General features: G+C 72.9%; 12 protein-coding genes. 7 read left to right on the top strand and 5 right to left on the bottom strand.

Annotated features, from left to right (window positions below; genetic code table 11):
* Window positions 1-36: 36 nt before the first annotated feature.
* Window positions 37-789, bottom strand: a complete 753-nt coding sequence (locus OHB13_RS04490) for a LamB/YcsF family protein (protein ID WP_328380209.1) — start codon at window positions 787-789, stop codon at window positions 37-39.
* A gap of 322 nt (window positions 790-1,111) precedes the next feature.
* On the opposite strand from OHB13_RS04490, the gene OHB13_RS04485 reads away from it, so the two are divergent.
* From OHB13_RS04485 to OHB13_RS04475, 3 genes are all read left to right on the top strand, one after another.
* On the top strand, window positions 1,112-2,638 hold the full coding sequence (locus tag OHB13_RS04485) for a hypothetical protein (protein WP_266859109.1): 1,527 nt from the start codon (window positions 1,112-1,114) through the stop codon (window positions 2,636-2,638).
* A gap of 61 nt (window positions 2,639-2,699) precedes the next feature.
* Window positions 2,700-3,599 carry a hypothetical protein gene (locus tag OHB13_RS04480; RefSeq protein ID WP_266859111.1) on the top strand — a complete coding sequence of 300 codons (900 nt, stop codon included), beginning with the start codon at window positions 2,700-2,702 and terminating at the stop codon, window positions 3,597-3,599.
* Between the two features lie 48 nt (window positions 3,600-3,647).
* The gene (locus tag OHB13_RS04475; protein WP_328375797.1) at window positions 3,648-8,489 is read left to right on the top strand and encodes a hypothetical protein; all 4,842 of its coding nucleotides are present in this window, start codon (window positions 3,648-3,650) and stop codon (window positions 8,487-8,489) included.
* Window positions 8,490-8,623: 134 nt separating this feature from the next.
* On the opposite strand, the gene OHB13_RS04470 is transcribed toward OHB13_RS04475, so the two are convergent.
* Entirely contained in the window at window positions 8,624-9,052 is a 429-nt protein-coding gene (locus OHB13_RS04470; protein ID WP_266859115.1) for a hypothetical protein, read from the bottom strand.
* Window positions 9,053-9,429: 377 nt separating this feature from the next.
* Between OHB13_RS04470 and OHB13_RS04465 the strand changes: the two genes are divergently transcribed.
* Genes OHB13_RS04465 through OHB13_RS04450 form a run of 4 tightly spaced genes read left to right on the top strand, consistent with a single transcriptional unit; the run spans window position 9,430 to window position 13,657 of the window.
* Window positions 9,430-12,228 (top strand): nitrate- and nitrite sensing domain-containing protein, encoded by a 2,799-nt coding sequence (locus OHB13_RS04465; protein WP_328375795.1) that lies wholly within the window; start codon window positions 9,430-9,432, stop codon window positions 12,226-12,228.
* Window positions 12,225-12,662 carry a roadblock/LC7 domain-containing protein gene (locus OHB13_RS04460; RefSeq protein WP_266859119.1) on the top strand — a complete coding sequence of 146 codons (438 nt, stop codon included), beginning with the start codon at window positions 12,225-12,227 and terminating at the stop codon, window positions 12,660-12,662. Before OHB13_RS04465 ends, OHB13_RS04460 begins: the two co-directional genes overlap by 4 nt.
* Before the next feature lie 10 nt (window positions 12,663-12,672).
* Window positions 12,673-13,071 (top strand): DUF742 domain-containing protein, encoded by a 399-nt coding sequence (locus tag OHB13_RS04455; RefSeq protein ID WP_266859120.1) that lies wholly within the window; start codon window positions 12,673-12,675, stop codon window positions 13,069-13,071.
* On the top strand, window positions 13,052-13,657 hold the full coding sequence (locus tag OHB13_RS04450) for a GTP-binding protein (RefSeq protein ID WP_266859122.1): 606 nt from the start codon (window positions 13,052-13,054) through the stop codon (window positions 13,655-13,657). The genes OHB13_RS04455 and OHB13_RS04450 overlap by 20 nt, the downstream gene beginning before the upstream one ends.
* A gap of 79 nt (window positions 13,658-13,736) precedes the next feature.
* On the opposite strand, the gene OHB13_RS04445 is transcribed toward OHB13_RS04450, so the two are convergent.
* Genes OHB13_RS04445 through OHB13_RS04435 form a run of 3 tightly spaced genes read right to left on the bottom strand, consistent with a single transcriptional unit; the run spans window position 13,737 to window position 15,791 of the window.
* Window positions 13,737-14,927, bottom strand: a complete 1,191-nt coding sequence (locus OHB13_RS04445; protein ID WP_328375792.1) for a lipid-transfer protein — start codon at window positions 14,925-14,927, stop codon at window positions 13,737-13,739.
* On the bottom strand, window positions 14,924-15,385 hold the full coding sequence (locus OHB13_RS04440) for a Zn-ribbon domain-containing OB-fold protein (protein WP_266859125.1): 462 nt from the start codon (window positions 15,383-15,385) through the stop codon (window positions 14,924-14,926). Before OHB13_RS04440 ends, OHB13_RS04445 begins: the two co-directional genes overlap by 4 nt.
* Before the next feature lie 58 nt (window positions 15,386-15,443).
* Window positions 15,444-15,791 (bottom strand): DUF962 domain-containing protein, encoded by a 348-nt coding sequence (locus OHB13_RS04435; protein ID WP_328375790.1) that lies wholly within the window; start codon window positions 15,789-15,791, stop codon window positions 15,444-15,446.
* Window positions 15,792-15,876 lie beyond the last annotated feature (85 nt).

Here is a 15,876-nt window from a genome sequence, read left to right as displayed (position 1 = left end):
CGTGCGGCCGGCGCCCTCCGCCGCGTGGCCGGGCCGTCATGCGAAGGGCTCCAGCACCACACCGGCGGCGAGCAGTTCCCGGCGGACCCGCAGTGCGATGTCCGCCGCCCCCGGGGTGTCGCCGTGCAGACAGAGCGACCGCGCGTCGACGGTGACGGGCTCCCCGGTGACCGCGGCCACCGAGTGGTCGCGCACCATGGCCAGCGCCCGGGCGACCACCGCCTCCGGCTCGTGCACCACCGCCCCGGGCCTGCTGCGCGGAACGAGTGTGGCCTGCGCGGTGTACGCGCGGTCGGCGAAGGCCTCCGGCACCGAGGCCAGCCCCGCGTCCGCTGCTGCCGCCAGTAGCCGGGAGCCGGGCAGCCCGAGCACCGGCAGCGCGCCCCCGGCGAGCCGCACGCCCGCGACGACCGCGCCCGCCTGCTCCTCGTCGTGGACGGTGCGGTTGTAGAGCGCGCCGTGCGGTTTGACGTACGACACCCGGCTGCCGGCGGCCCGCGCGAAGAGCTCCAACGCGCCGATCTGATAGGCGACTTCGTCGGCCAGCTCACCGGCGGGGACATCCATGGCGCGCCTCCCGAAACCCGCCAGGTCGCGGTACGAGACCTGGGCGCCGATCCGTACACCGCGAGCGGCGGCCAGTTCGCAGACCCGGCGCATGGTCGACGGGTCGCCCGCGTGGAAACCGCAGGCGACATTGGCACTGGTGACGACGGACAGCAGCGCCTCGTCGTCGGTGAGCGTCCAGCGGCCGAACCCCTCACCGAGGTCGGCGTTGAGATCGACCACGGCCGGGGCGGCGGCGGTCGGGGCGGTCGTGCTCATACGGCTCCCTCCGGGAGCGGGACGGGGTTCGCACCGGGGCGGGATCCGGGGCGGGATCCGGGGCGGACCGAAGGTGGTTGCTGGGTGCACCGGACGGTGGACAGGGCATGGTCCGGGGGTGGTTCACGGGGTGGACAGTCGTGGCCCCGGAGGTGCGTACGGGCGGATCCGGGCCCGGTCCGGGGAGCACGAAGCCTAGCCGCCGCAGGCCGAGCGGGCCCGGTGGACAGGCGCCCCATCCGCGCCGTTTCGACCGTTGTCAGTGCGAGGACCTAATCTGTGCAACGTGACTTCGCCTGCCCCGACGGAATTCGTTCCGCCCCAGCTCAGCGCGGGGCCGCGCCCCGCACCGGGCCCGGCCGCCGACGAAGGGCTGGCGCGGCGGCTGCGCGCGCTCGCGTGCACCGCCCCACTGCACGACCTCGATGTGCGCAAGGCCAATCTGGCCGGCGAGTACACGGTCTACGCCATGGCCGAGGTGGCGCTCGCCGCGATCGACCTGGTCACGCTCAACATGGACTTCGACACCGGGGCCGACCACGACCAGATAGTGGCCAGGCTGCTGCCGCGCGTCGCGGCCCAGGCCCCGCGCCGCCCGGCGGAGGAGCACGAGCGGGTGGCCCGCTGGGTGCTGGAGAACCTGATCAATGTCGGCAGCGTGGACCGCGGGTTCCGCGCGGTCTACGGCACGTTCGGTCCCGACGGGGAGTACGTCCGCCGCGACTACGACTTCAAGCTGGTCGAGGAGGTGCCGGGTCACGGCGGCACCGTCTATCTGCGCACCACCGACGAAGCGGTCAACGTCCTGGTGGGCGCCCTCGACACGGACGTCACCAGCGCACAGATCGCCGCCGAGGTGAAGCTGGAGGTGCTGATCAGCCGGGGCAGGCTCGCCGACGCCCAGCTCGCGGCGGAGCAGGCCCGCTACCGGACCGTGCAGTACGCCGAGACGCTGCGCAGGACCCTGGAAGCGACCCGGCGCAACGTCCGCGCGGTCGACTGGCTGCGCACCGTGCCCGACATGATCGACGAAGCCCTGGACCACGTGGCCGACCGCTACCGCCATGAGAACGCGATCCTCACCAACATCCGCAAGGCCAGGGACGAGACGGAGGAGCCCGAGCACAAGCGGCGCGCCGCCGAGCTCGTCGACATCGTCAAGGACTGCATCCGCCGCCACACCCAGCTCCAGTCCCGGCTGCTGGAGGCCGGGCCGCTCTTCCGCGCCGAGCAGGACCGGCAGGCATTCGCCCCGCCGACGGCGAGTTCCGGACTGGATCTGTACGGACAGCTGGTCGCCCCCGTACTGCCACTGCCGCTGGAGCAGGCCATCCGGGTCACCGACGCGTTCTTCGCCCGGGGCACCGGGCTGCGTACCCCCGTGTCGGTACGGGTCGGGGACCTGGTCGACATTCTGCTGACGCCGCCGGCCGAGCGGGAGCACCTGGGCGCCGAGATGCCCGAGCCCGACCTCATCGCGACACCGGACGACAGCCGGTTCAGCGAGGAGCAGCTGGCAGCCGCGATGGAGCTGCTCGACCTGGAGCACGACGCCCCGCGCCGGCTCTCCGGTCTGCTGGCCGAAGCCCGGCTGCGGGATCCGGAACTGCCGTATCTGGTCGCCCTGCTGGCCATCCACGCGGCCAGCCCGCCGGTCGGCACCGCGTACCGGCAGGGTGAGGAACGCCTGCTCTTCGCCGTGGACGACGGCACCGATCTGGACGACTCCGAGTTCGGCGGTGCGGATCTGATAGTGGGGACGGCCCTCCTGGACACCGTCGGAATGGCCGCGGGCCGTACGGAGTCCGCATGAACCTCCGGCAGCCAGGACCCGGGGAGCAGCACAGAACGACACCGACCGAGGAGCAGCAGCTGTGAGCGAGACCCACGCCGAGCACACCGCGTGGAGCGAGCCCGACCAGGGCGGCGCCGCCGTGCCGTCGGCCGGCCCGGCGGTGACCCCGGCCGACGCCGCCGACGCGGCGCGCCTCGTCGCCTTCGGACTCCAGCCGAAGCTGCTGCCCGCCCGTGACGCCGAGTACGCGGAGCTGCTCCGCCGCTACCGCGAGGCGCCCGCCTTCGCCCGGCTCGCCGACGCTGTCGCCACCGGGCTCGGCCTGGTCGTCCTGGAGGTATCGACCCGGGCGGGCATGGCCGTCGCCGCAGGGGAGGACTCGGTCTTCGCCGTACGCATGGGCGACTACGCGCGCCGCGCCGCCGCCGACTCCGCCGACCGCTTCCTGCACGGGCTGGCCCATCTCGCCGTCGCCGCCATGTCCTTCCCGCGCCCCGAAGACCTCGCCGACGACGGGTACATCGGCCGGATCACGGTCAATGGCGTCGACGCGTTCGTCCGCCAGGCCTGCCGCCGGCTGGAGGAGCGGGCCGATGAGCAGGGCGAGAACAGCGACCCGGCCACCGATGCCCCCGGGCTCGAAGCCGCCTGGCGGATCTACGCGAGGCGCAGCTCCACCGGAGCGACCAAGGACGCCAGGCGGCTGGCCGGTTCCACCACCGGGATCGTCGCCAAGGCCGTTGTCTTCCTCACGGATTCGGGGTTCCTGCAGCGCACCGGCGACGACGCCGGAGGCGCGTACCGCACCACCGCCCGCTACCAGCTCCAGGTCCGCGACATGGCGGGCAGCGCCGCCATGGCCGAGCTGCTCGACCTGGGCGTCGTGCCGGTGACCGACGGAACGGCCACGCTGCTGCCGCCCTCCGGGACCGACGACCTCGAACTGACCGCCGACGCAGGACTCCCCTTCCACTCCTGACCAGCCCCAGAGCCAGATCCCGCACCACAACGACGAGAGTCCGCCGCCATGTACGAGCTGTCCCGGGTCCGCCTCTACTCCATCGGACCTGCCGGTGCGCGCTACGCCGACACCGTGCTCGACCTGCGGGGAGTGGGCGCCCCCGTGCCCCACCCGGCTCCGGCCCAGGCGGAGTTCTTCGAGGAGGAACCGGTCGGCCCGCCGCGCCGCCCCGCGCCCGCGGGTGTCCTCTTCCTGGAGAACGGCGGCGGCAAGTCGGTCCTGCTGAAGCTGATCTTCTCGGTGATGCTGCCGGGCCACCGCAACACACTCGGCGGCGCCAGCTCCGGCGTTCTGCGCAAGTTCCTGCTCGCCGACGACTGCGGCCATGTCGCCCTGGAGTGGCAGCACACCCTCACCGGTGAGCTCGTCGTGGTCGGCAAGGCCAGCGAGTGGCGCGGCCGGCAGGTCTCCAACGACCCGCGGAAGTTCGCCGAGGCCTGGTACTCGTTCAGGCCCGGCCCCGGGCTGAGCCTCGACTCCCTTCCGGTCGCCGAAGCCACCACCGTACGGCCGCCGGTGGAGGGTGTCTCCGGGGCGCGGGGCAGGCGCCGCACCATGAAGGGCTTCCGCGACGCGATCACCGAGGCCGGCAAGTTCTATCCCCATCTGGACGTCCACTGGGAGGAGATCCACGACCGCTGGAACGAACACCTCGGCGATCTGGGCCTCGACCCCGAACTCTTCCGCTACCAGCGCGAGATGAACGCCGACGAGGGCGAGGCAGCCGGTCTCTTCGCGGTCAAGAAGGACTCCGATTTCACGGATCTGCTGCTGCGGGCCGTCACCGACACCCGGGACACGGACGGACTGGCCGACCTCGTCGGCAGTTTCGGGAGCAAGCTCGGCCGCCGCGCCGAACTCACCGCGGAGCGTGACTTCACCGCGGGCTCGGTCGATCTGCTCGGCCGCATCGTCGACGCCGCGGCGGCGCGCTCGCGGTCCAGGGACGTCCACGCGGGGGCCGAGCGCCGTACGCGCACCCTCGCCCGCAGGCTCTCCGCCCGCGCCGCCGACGAGCGGGGCCGCGCGTCCGACCTCGCCCAGCAGGTCACCTCCGCCGCCCACACCGTCACGCAGGCCGAGGACGCCCGCGGCCGCAGCGCGCTGATCGCCGCCGAACTGGCCTACCGGCACGCCTCATTGGCGCTCACCGTCGCCGAGAAGTCCGCAGCGGCGCAGCGCAGGGAGCTGGCCGACGCGCGGACGTTCCACTCGGCCTGGCAGGCCGCCGAGGCGGTGCTGCGGCACCGCGCGGCAGCCGACCGGTCCGCCCGGGTCGCGGTGGCCATCCGTGAGGCCGAGCGGGACGCCGCCCCGGCCCTGGCCGCCCGGGCCACCGCGGCGGCCGACCTGGTCCGCGCACTCCACTCGGCGGCCGAGAGCGGCGAGCAGCTCGCCAACGAGGAGGAGGAGCGCGCTGCCGTGCTCCAGACGGCGGGCGAGGCCGCCCACCGCGACGCCACCGCCGCGGCGACCGAGGCACAGCGCGCCCGCAGCGAGGCCGGGCACCTGCGCCAGCGCCTCACCGAGGTCGGCCAGGAGACCTCCGAGGCCGTTCGCGCGGGCTGGCTGGACGACACCGCGCCCGACGCGGATCCTGCGCGCGCCGCACTGGCGGCCAGCGACGCGGAGAAGACAGCGGTCGCCGCCTGGGACACGGCTCGCGAGCAGGCGCGCACCACGGCGGACGAGGCCAGGGAGGCCGCCTCCCGGGAGAGCCGGGCCGACCTCGCCGCCGCCCGGGCCGCGGACGCTGCGCGGGCCGCCGAGCAGGCGTACGAGGCGGAGCTGCGCACCGCCGACTCCATCGCGGCGGAGCCCCGGCTGGCCGAACTGCTGAGCTTGCCCCCGGCATCAACACCCGTATCCGCATGGGTATCTGCACCGGCATCAACACCGGCATCGGTCACGACTGCGGGGCTGCCCCAGCCCCGCAGCGGATCCACGCCGCAGGAAGCGGACCGGCCCCGGAGAGGGACCGGCGCAGGCCAGGCCGACGAGACCGGGGCAGGGGCCTCCGGAACCGCCGGGCCGCAGGACGCACAGGCCGCCGCAGCCGCCCGCGCACCGGAGAGTCATGCCGGCACCCTGACCAGCGGCCGGCTCACCGCAGCCGAGCTGGACCGCAACGCGGAAGAGCTCAAGGAACTTCTCGACGGGGGCGTCGCATCGGCCGAACGCCAGCTCTTCGAGCTGCGCACCGCCGCCGCGGACGACTCCCGCATCCTCGGCGCACTGGGTGACGGTGGGCTGCTGCCGCCGGGACCCGATGTCCTTGCCACCGTCGAATTCCTGGGCGAGCACGGTATCCCCGCACTGCCCGGCTGGCGCTATCTCGCCCAGGCGGTGGACCCCGCCGACCACGCGGCGGTGCTGGCCGCCCGCCCGGAGCTGGTCGACGGTGTGGTGATCACCGACCCGGCCGCACACAGCCGGGCCCGCTCCGTGCTGAGCGGGGCCGCCCTGCTCCCGCGCTCCGCGGTCGCCGTCGGCACCGCGTCCGCGCTGCTGGCACCGGTACCGGGCCCCGGCCCGTCCGGAACAGGCGACGGTGACGTGTTCCTCGTACCGCCGAACCCGGCCATGCACGACGAGCACGCCGCCGACGAGGAACGGCAGGCGCTGCGCTCCCGTGCGGGCCGGCGCGACGAGGAGATCCGCACGCTCGCTGCCCGGCTGGGCGGCGACCGGACGCTCGCCGCCCGGCTCGGCTCCTGGCGGTCCGCCTGCCCGCCCGGGACGCTCGACGAACTGGCCGCTGCCGCGAGCAGCGCGGAGGAAGCGGCCGGGACCGCCACCGCCGCACTTGAGGAAGCCCGTACGGCCCGGGCCGAGGCGGACGAGGCTGCCGCCGACGCCGCCCGGGTGCGCGACGAACGCCAGGACGCCGCACAGCGCGCCCGGCGAGTGGCCGACGCGCTCTCCGGACTGGCCTTCCGGCTCCGCGAACGGGCGGGCTGGCAGGTCACCCTGCGCGAACTGGGCGACGAGGCGGCCGAGTCGGAAACCCGGGCCGCGGCCTGCCTGGAGCGTGCCAGGGCCGCCGACGAGGACCGCAGGGCCGCCCAGCGGGCCGCCGACGACGCGCGCCGCACCGCCCGCGCGCTGCGGGCCGAACGGTCCGAAATCGCCGGAGTGCCCGAGGACCTGCCCGAACCGGAAGCGGGCGCACAGCGCTCCGCACTGCCGGCCCTGCGGGAGGCCTACCGTGCCGCATCGCAGCTGTACGAGAAGGTCGGCGTCGGAGCCGACCTCCGGGCCGAACAGGCCAGGGCCGAGAGCGACGAGAGCGCGGCCCGCGCCGAGCTCGACCGGCTCTCCAACAAGGTCCGTACCCGCGCCTCCCAGCTGCTCGAATCGACCGACGGCGCCGACGGCCCGTCCCGGCAGGCAGCCGCGGCCCGCGCGGAGTCGCTCGTCCAGATGCTGGAGACACGCGCGTCGACCGCCAGCGAACAGCTCGGCCGGCTGCGCGGCGAGGCCGAACGGCTCGCGCCCGCGGACGGTGCGGACGCCCACACCGAGCTGCCCGACGCACTGGTACCGGCCGACGCGGACGCCGCACAGACCCTGCTGCGGACCGCCACGGCAGAACTGGGCTCCCGCACCGACGCGTTGGAGACCTCCCGCGCGGCCCACGCCGAACTGCTGCGCGCCCACCGGGCGTCGGAGGACGCGGCGGGCGGATTCGACGAGTCGGCCGCCCTGCTGCGGGACCTGCTCCGCGACCCGCACCAGGACGACGAGGGCGCCGAATCCGCGCCGCCCGAGCCGTATCCCGGCAGCCAGGAGGAGGCCAGGGAGTCGGCAGCTGAGGCCCGCCGCTCACTGCGTGCCTGCGCCGGCGACCTGTCGGCGGCCGAGTCGGCCGTGCGGGAGGCGAGTGACATCCTCGTACGGCATGCCAACGCCACCCGCTACGAGCAGGTCCGCACCCCGGCACGCCAGCAGATCCGTGAACTGCCCGCCGCCGCGCTCCCGGAGCACGCCGAGAAGTGGGCGGCGGCCTTCGCGCCCCGGCTGCGGGTGCTCACCGACGAACTGGAGCAGCTGGAGCGCAACCGGGACTCGATCGTCGACCGGCTGCGCGGCCTGGTGGAGTCCGCGCTCACCACACTGCGCTCCGCCCAGCGGCTCTCCCGGCTGCCCGAAGGCCTCGGGGAGTGGTCGGGCCAGGAGTTCCTGCGCATCCGTTTCGAGGAGCCCGACCAGGCCACCCTTGCCGAACGGCTCGGTGAGGTCGTCGACGAGGCGACCAGGGCGGCCCTGAAGAAGAACTCCGATCTGCGCAGGGACGGGATGTCACTGCTGCTGCGGGCCGTCCAGGCGGCGCTCGAACCCAGGGGCGTGGCCGTCGAGATCCTCAAGCCGGACGCGGTGCTCCGGGCCGAGCGGGTCCCGGTGGGGCAGATGGGAGATGTGTTCTCCGGCGGACAGCTGCTCACCGCGGCCATCGCCCTCTACTGCACGATGGCCGCCCTGCGCAGCAACGACCGTGGCCGGGACAGGCACCGGCACGCGGGCACGCTCTTCCTCGACAACCCGATCGGCCGGGCGAACGCCACCTATCTGCTGGAGCTCCAGCGCGCCGTCTCCGATGCTCTCGGCGTCCAGCTGCTCTATACGACGGGGCTTTTCGACACCACGGCGCTCGCCGAATTCCCGCTGGTCATCAGGTTGCGCAATGACGCGGATCTCAGGGCGGGGCTGAAGTACATCAGCGTGGAGGAGCATCTGCGGCCGGGTCTCCCGCAGCAGGACCCCGGTGGGGAGCAGGTGCACGGCGAGATCACCGCGACCCGGATGTTCAAACGGGCCCAGGCGGCACAGAGCGCCCAGCCGTCCTAGCCGTCTCAGCCGTCTCAGCCGTCCTGGCCGTCTCAGTCGTCCTGGCCCTCCGGGCCGGCTCAGGGCGGTTCGGCTCAGGGCCTGCCGGTTCAGGGCGGTTCGGCTCAGGGCCGGCTGGTTCAGGACCGGCCGGCTCAGGGCTGGGGCGACAGCCGGGCGGAGCGTTTCGTACGTATCCGCTCGGCGTCCCCCTCCTGCCGAGGGGCCGAACGCCGCGCCGAACGCCGGGCCGCCCGCCGCTCCTTGCGGAGTCGGCGGGCGGTGCTGCTGGGAACGGACGTCACACCATGGCGCTGGTTCCACACCTGCCGGGTGATCCAGACGTCCAGCACCGCCCAGGTCGCGACGACCGTACTCGCCACACTGCTCAGCACCATCGGGAAGGCCAGCCAGGAGCCCGCCACGGTGGAGAGGAAGGCCGTCACCGCCTGGATCAGCGTCACGGACACGATGAGCACGGCACGCACCGCGCTTCCGCGCACCGGATCCGGCAGCCGGTACCGTCCGACCGGCTCCTCGACCCACAGCGTCCGCAGGGGGGCCTCGCCCTCTTCGATGGTCATGCTCTCTTCACCCTCGACCTTCACGCCTCGGCGCTGTCCGACTCCAGAACGGATGCCCGGCTTGGGTCGGTTCAAGCGTCCCCGCCCGTGGTGCGCCCCTCGTACGGAAGGACGAAGAACTGCCGTCAAAGATTCCCGCAACCCATAGAATTCCAGCCATCTGAGAAGGTGTGGAAAGTGCTGTCCTGTCAGGGTTATCTGACCGGATCAGGGAAGACGATCTGCTGGGATACCAGGACATGGCATGATCAACTCCCCTACGGGCGGCCGAAAATAGTCCGGACGTCCCTTCGAGTTGCTTGTGCGGCAGTAGTAGGCTCACGCCGTTTGTTGACGGAACACCACCCCCGCCGGGCGGGGTTGAGCTGGGGGAGGCCATGCGCTTTCGCGGGAAGTCCATCCGCAGGAAGATCGTGGCGCTGTTGCTGGTCCCACTTGTCGCGTTGACGGCGATCTGGACGTTCTCCGTCTACGTCACCGGCCGGGACGCCCTGCAACTGATGCGCACGGGAACCGTCTACAAGAGCGTGGCGCACCCGCTCACCGCTTCCCTCCAGTCGGTCGAGAAGGAACGTTCCCTGACCCTGCGCCAGCTGGTCGATCCGGGAGCCTCGGACATCCAGTCCGAACTGCGCACCCAGCGCGCCGACACCGATGCGGCCGTCGCCCAGCTGCGCCGTGGCGCAGCGCGGAGCGACGCCCGTTCCGCGCTGGGCGGGAACTCCGAACGGCAGCTGCGTACGGTGCTGGACGGGTTCGCCGGACTCGGCTCGCTGCGGCAGAACGCCGGCGACCACGAGGTGACCCGCCGCGAGGCGTACGACCAGTACAACCGGCTCTGCGACCAGGCGCTCGACTTCCTGGCCGGCCTGCCCACCCTGCAGAACTCCGGCCTCGACAAGGAGGCGCGCGGCCTCGTCGGTGTCACCCGGGCCCGTGAGTCCCTCTCGCGGGAGGACGCGCTCCTCGGCTCCGCCCTGACATCCGGACGGCTCGACTCCAGGGACCTGCGTGACATCTCGGACCTCGTCACCGCCCGCAAGATGTACTACACGGTCAGCCTGCCCTCGCTGCCGGGCGGGGCGAGCGACGCGTTCAACGCCTACTGGAGCGGACCCGCGACCATCCCGGTACGCACCGCCGAATCCACGGCAATCGACAAGAACCCCGGCAGCTCCACCATCACCGGATCAGCGTCCCGCTGGAGCACGGACGCCGACCGCACGCTCAGCCATCTCGACACGCTGGCAACCGACGCCCGCAAGGACTTCCTGGGCCGGGTGAGGCCCGCCGCCGTCGGCGTCTTCGCCAAGGCCGCGATCGCCGCGCTGCTCGGCATCGGCGGACTGCTGGTGTCCCTGGTGGTGTCCGTGCGCATCGGGCGTGAACTGATCCGCGACCTCAGCCGGCTGCGCAAGGAGGCCCATGAGGTCTCCGGGGTGCGGCTGCCCGCTGTGATGCGCCGGCTCGCCGCCGGGGAGCAGGTCGACATCGACACCGAGGCGCCGCGCCTGGAGTACGCGAAGGACGAGGTCGGCCAGGTCGGCCTGGCCCTCAACACCGTCCAGCGGGCCGCCGTCGAAGCAGCCGTGCGCCAGGCGGACCTGCGCCGCGGGGTCTCCGACGTCTTCGTCAACCTGGCCCGCCGCAACCAGGTCCTGCTGCACCGCCAGCTGACGCTGCTGGACGCCATGGAGCGCCGTACGGAGGACACCGAGGAACTCGCCGACCTGTTCCGGCTCGACCACCTCACCACCCGGATGCGGCGGCACGCCGAGGGCCTGGTGATCCTCTCCGGAGCTTCCCCGTCCCGGCAGTGGCGCAAGCCGGTCCAGCTGATGGACGTGGTACGCGCGGCGGTCGCTGAGGTCGAGGACTACGAGCGGGTCGAGGTACGGCGGCTGCCGAGGATCGGGGTCGGCGGCCCGGCCGTCGCCGACCTCACGCACCTCATCGCCGAACTCCTGGAGAACGCCACGGTGTTCTCACCTCCGCACACGGCGGTGCAGGTGCTGGGCGAGCGGGTCGCCAACGGCTTCACCCTGGAGATCCACGACCGCGGACTCGGGATCGCGCCCGACGCGCTGCTCGACGCCAACCTCCGTCTCGCCGAGACCCCCGAGTTCGAGCTGTCGGACACCGACCGCCTCGGCCTCTTCGTGGTGAGCAGGCTCGCGCAGCGGCAGAACGTGCGGGTCTCGCTCCAGCCCTCACCGTACGGCGGCACCACCGCCGTCATCTTCATCCCGGTGGCGCTGCTCACCGATGCTCCGGACACCGATGCCCCGGACGCCGACGGCACGGCCGCCGGATCCGGGGCCGATGGCGCCGGATTCCGCTCCGACCGCCGGTCCGCCCACCGGTCCGGATCGCGCTCCGGGCTCGCGCCGGTGCCGGCCGCGGGTCGTACACCGGTGTCCGTGATCGACGGGCCGGTCGAACTGGAGCCGCCCGTCGACGCGTTGACCTTCGACGACACGGCGGACCTGGACGACGAGGACAGCGTGCCGGGCGGGATCTTCCGCAACCGCGCAGTGGCCCCGGCGCCCGACCAGCACCAGCAGACCCCCGACGAAGGAGCGGCGCCGCAGAGCGCGACACGTCCCGCAGGCCCGGTCGGACTGCCCCGGCGCCGCAAACCCGGACAGCCGACTCTGGTCTCGGACCACGGGCGCAGGGTCGACATCCCGGAACCGTCACGGACCGAACCGTCGCGGACCGAGCCCCGGCGGACCGAACTCCCGCAGCGCGAGCCCCGGCGGGCCGAACCGCGCCGGACCGAACTCCCGCAGCGCCGGACCGAACCGCGCCGGGCCGAACCGTCGAGGGCTGAGACCGACCGCCCACAGTCGGACCGCCCACAGTCCCGGCCCCCGCAGCCCCAGCCCCCGCGTACCGGCCCCCCGGTGGCAGGCCCCGGCGGGTTGCCGCGCCGGGTGCGCCAGGCGAATCTGGCCCCGCAGCTGAGGGGTGTGCCCGCAGTCGAGCCGGATGCCGCGGACGACGACGACGAACGCGACGCGGACGAGGTACGCAGCCGGATGGCATCGCTCCAGCGTGGCTGGCAGCGGGGCCGCCGCGACAACTCCGCACAGGACTCGGCAGAATCAGCCGCAGTCGGCACCGGACCGGCCGACACAGCACCAGGAACCACATCGGAGGGGACCGGTCGATGACCGTACCGAACGCAGCAGCACATAACGCCGCAGGGGGCCCCGGCGAGCTCAACTGGCTCCTCGACGAGCTCGTCGACCGGGTCGGCAGCATCCGCAAGGCGCTGGTCCTCTCGGGAGACGGCCTGGCGACCGGCACTTCGAAGGACCTGACCCGGGAGGACGGCGAGCACCTGGCGGCCGTCGCCTCCGGCTTCCACAGCCTGGCCAAGGGCGTCGGACGCCACTTCGAGGCCGGCAAGGTCCGCCAGACCGTGGTGGAGCTGGACGAGGCCTTCCTCTTCATCACGGCGGCCGGCGACGGCAGCTGCCTGGCCGTGCTGTCCGACGCGGACTCCGACGTCGGCCTGGTGGCGTACGAGATGACGCTGATGGTGAAGCGGGTCGGCGCCCACCTCGCGACGGCCCCGCGGAGCGGGCTCACCGCAGGAGGGTGAGGAGAACGCCATGAGCGACGCGGGCCGGCCACCGGCGCACCACTGGTTCGACGACGACGCGGGCCCCGTGGTCCGGCCGTACGCCATGACGCGCGGCCGTACCGGCTCGGACGGCGGCCACCGCCTCGACCTGATCGCGCTGGTCATCCCCGAGCCGGCCGCCGAGGATACGGGCAGGGACCAGACGCTCTCGCCCGAGCATGTGGACATCGTCGAACGGTGCAGCACCGCACCGCAGTCCATCGCCGAACTCGCCGCCGACTTCGACCTGCCCGTAGGGGTGGTGCGGGTCCTGGTCGGCGACCTCGTCGACGACGAACTCGTCCGTGTCACCCAGCCAGTACCGCCGGCGGAACTGCCGGACGTCAGCATTCTTCGCGAGGTAATCAATGGCCTTCGGGCGCTCTAGCCGCAACCAGCAGTTCGTCGAGCCGGTGACCCTCAAGATCCTGGTGGCGGGCGGCTTCGGCGTGGGGAAGACCACCCTGGTGGGCGCGGTCAGCGAGATCAGACCGCTGCGCACCGAGGAGACCCTGAGCGAGGCGGGCCGCCCGGTGGACTCCACCGACGGTGTGGAGCAGAAGACCACCACCACGGTCGCCATGGACTTCGGCCGCATCACGCTCAAGGAGGACCTCGTCCTCTATCTGTTCGGCACACCGGGCCAGGACCGCTTCTGGTTCCTCTGGGACGAGCTGGCGCAGGGCGCGCTGGGAGCGGTCGTCCTCGCCGACACCCGCCGCTTAGAGGACTGCTTCGCGGCCGTCGACTACTTCGAGCGGCGCTCCATCCCGTTCACCGTGGCGGTCAACTGCTTCGACGATGCGGACCGTTACCCGGGGGAGACCGTACGGTCGGCGCTCGACCTCGACCCCGAAGTGCCCGTCCTGATGTGTGACGCGCGGGAGCGCGAGACGGTCAAGGAGGTCCTGGTGGCCGTCGTGGAGCACGCCATGGCCCTCGCCTCCGGAGCCCGCGCGCACGCCGTCACCTGAGCCGTACGCCCCGGCCCGGTCCAGTTCTGGTTCAGCTGGTTCCGTCCTGGTTCCGTCCTGGTTTCAGCACGACAGCCGCTCAGCGGACGGCGATCACCGACGATCCGTGCCCGAACAGCCCCTGGTTGGCGGTGATCGCGGCCCGCGCCCCCGGCACCTGACGCGTGCCGGCCCGGCCGCGCAGCTGCCAGGTCACTTCGCAGACCTGCGCGATGGCCTGGGCGGGCACCGCCTCACCGAAGGAGGCCAGACCGCCGCTGGTGTTGACCGGTATGCGCCCGCCGAGCGCGGTGGCACCCTCCCGTACGAGCTTCGCGCCCTCGCCCGGTGCGCAGAGCCCGATGTCCTCGTACCACTCCAGCTCCAGGGCGGTCGACAGGTCGTAGACCTCGGCCAGCGAGATGTCCTCGGGGCCGATGCCCGCTTCCTCGTACGCCGCCCGTGCGATGGAGGCGCGGAAGGACTCCGCGGGGGCCGCCACTGCGGTGGACGAGTCGGTGGCGATGTCCGGCAGGTCGAGGACGGTCCTCGGGTAGGTCGGCGTGACGGTGGACACCGCACGGATACGGACGGGGTCGGCCACCCCGTGCCGGCGCGCGAACGCCATGCTGGTGAGTACGAGAGCGGCCGCGCCGTCGGAGGTCGCACAGATGTCGAGCAGCCGCAGCGGGTCGGCGACCACCGGGGACGCGGCCACGTCGTCGAGACTGACCGGCCTGCGGTAACGGGCGCTGGGGTTGAGCACACCCGCCGCCGCGTTCTTGACCTTCACCCGTGCGAAGTCTTCGAGGGTGTCGCCGTGCACGGCCATCCGGCGGCGGGCGTACAGCGCGAAGTACGCCGGGTTGGTGGCGCCCAGCACCCGGAACCGCAGCCAGTCCGGGTCGTCGGGCCGCTCACCGCCCGCAGGGGCGAAGAACCCCTTCGGCGCGGAGTCCGCGCCGACCACCAGCGCCACATCCGCCATCCCGGCGAGGATCTGGGCCCTGGCCGTGCTGATGGCCTGCGCCCCGGAGGCGCAGGCCGCGTACACGCTGGTGACACGCGCTCCCTGCCACCCGAGCGCCCGCGCGAAGGTCGCCCCCGCCACGTACCCGGGATAGCCGCAGCGCACCGTGTCCGCGCCGACCACCGACTGCACGTCCTGCCAGTCGATCCCGGCGTCCGCCAGCGCGGTACGGGCCGCTGCGGTCCCGTACTCGACGAAGCTCCGCCCCCACTTGCCCCACGGGTGCATCCCGGCACCCAGGACCGCTATGTCGCCGCTCATGAGCGCGCCTCCGGTGTCCGCACCGGTCGCCAGTGCCAGGTGGTCCAGGTGGTGTCCGTGTCCTCGTTGAGCACGCCGGGCACGGCTTCGACGACGGCGCCGACGGCCAGATCCGTGAGTGCCACGCCCGGTGCGGCCTGCCCGAGCACGACCATGCCCTCCGCTTCGAGCTCGACGGCGACCAGGGTGTACGGCTCCCACTCCACGCCGGGATCCGAGACGTACGGCGCGGGCGGCCGGTACCGGCCGTCGGTGTACGACCAGACGCGGCCACGCTTGGAGAGCGGCACCTCCGCCAACTCCCCGCCCTGACAGCCGGGATTACGGCAGAAGGTGTCCTCGCGCGGGAAGAAGACGGCGGAACAGGCCGAGCACCGGGTGCCCAGCAGCCGGAAGTCGTCCTCCCCGGCATCGGCCGTGAACCATCCGGCCACCACGGGTGTGCGGGTGCGCGTCAAAACCCCTCCCGGCATCAGCTATCTGACGGAACGTCAGAAGTGTTCAGTGTGGCATGGGTCAGCCGTTCTCCGCGAGCCACTTGGCGGCGGTGGCGGCCAGTTCGTGGTCCCGGCCCGCCAGCATCGTCCGGATCATCCGCACGTCTCCCCGGAGCGACCAGGCCGGGTGGCCGAACGAGGCCGGGTTGTTCCCCTCGATGAGGAAGTGCGCGGGCCAGGCGGTCCCGTACCCGATGAGCGGCAGCGCGGCCGCATACCGCTTCCGGCCGCGCGCCAGCCCGTAGGTGCTCAGCGCGAGCCCCGTCAGCGTGCCGGTCAGATGCACCCACCGGGTCGCCGCACGGGAGTGCATCGCGACGTAGTAGGGCCAGAATTCCTCGTACGAATCAAACGTCCGCTGCGTCATGGGGAGACGGTAGGCCCCGGCGATGTGCCGGGGAAGAAGCGGGCGGCTCACCAACGGCCCGGCGGGCCGGGCTGCCGGTCAGGAC

Origin of the sequence: Streptomyces sp. NBC_00440 (genome assembly GCF_036014215.1) — a bacterium.
Lineage (GTDB): Bacteria > Actinomycetota > Actinomycetes > Streptomycetales > Streptomycetaceae > Streptomyces.
Note: the sequence above shows the minus strand (reverse complement) of the source record. Positions and strands in the feature narration are given on the sequence as shown.

Excerpts from the sequence above, each read along its gene's own strand:
- OHB13_RS04465 (WP_328375795.1), top strand. The coding sequence starts at position 9,430 with ATGCGCTTTCGCGGGAAGTCCATCCGCAGGAAGATCGTGGCGCTGTTG.
- OHB13_RS04460 (WP_266859119.1), top strand. The coding sequence starts at position 12,225 with ATGACCGTACCGAACGCAGCAGCACATAACGCCGCAGGGGGCCCCGGC.
- OHB13_RS04445 (WP_328375792.1), bottom strand. The coding sequence starts at position 14,927 with ATGAGCGGCGACATAGCGGTCCTGGGTGCCGGGATGCACCCGTGGGGC.
- OHB13_RS04475 (WP_328375797.1), top strand. The coding sequence starts at position 3,648 with ATGTACGAGCTGTCCCGGGTCCGCCTCTACTCCATCGGACCTGCCGGT.
- OHB13_RS04470 (WP_266859115.1), bottom strand. The coding sequence starts at position 9,052 with ATGACCATCGAAGAGGGCGAGGCCCCCCTGCGGACGCTGTGGGTCGAG.
- OHB13_RS04450 (WP_266859122.1), top strand. The coding sequence starts at position 13,052 with ATGGCCTTCGGGCGCTCTAGCCGCAACCAGCAGTTCGTCGAGCCGGTG.
- OHB13_RS04455 (WP_266859120.1), top strand. The coding sequence starts at position 12,673 with ATGAGCGACGCGGGCCGGCCACCGGCGCACCACTGGTTCGACGACGAC.
- OHB13_RS04435 (WP_328375790.1), bottom strand. The coding sequence starts at position 15,791 with ATGACGCAGCGGACGTTTGATTCGTACGAGGAATTCTGGCCCTACTAC.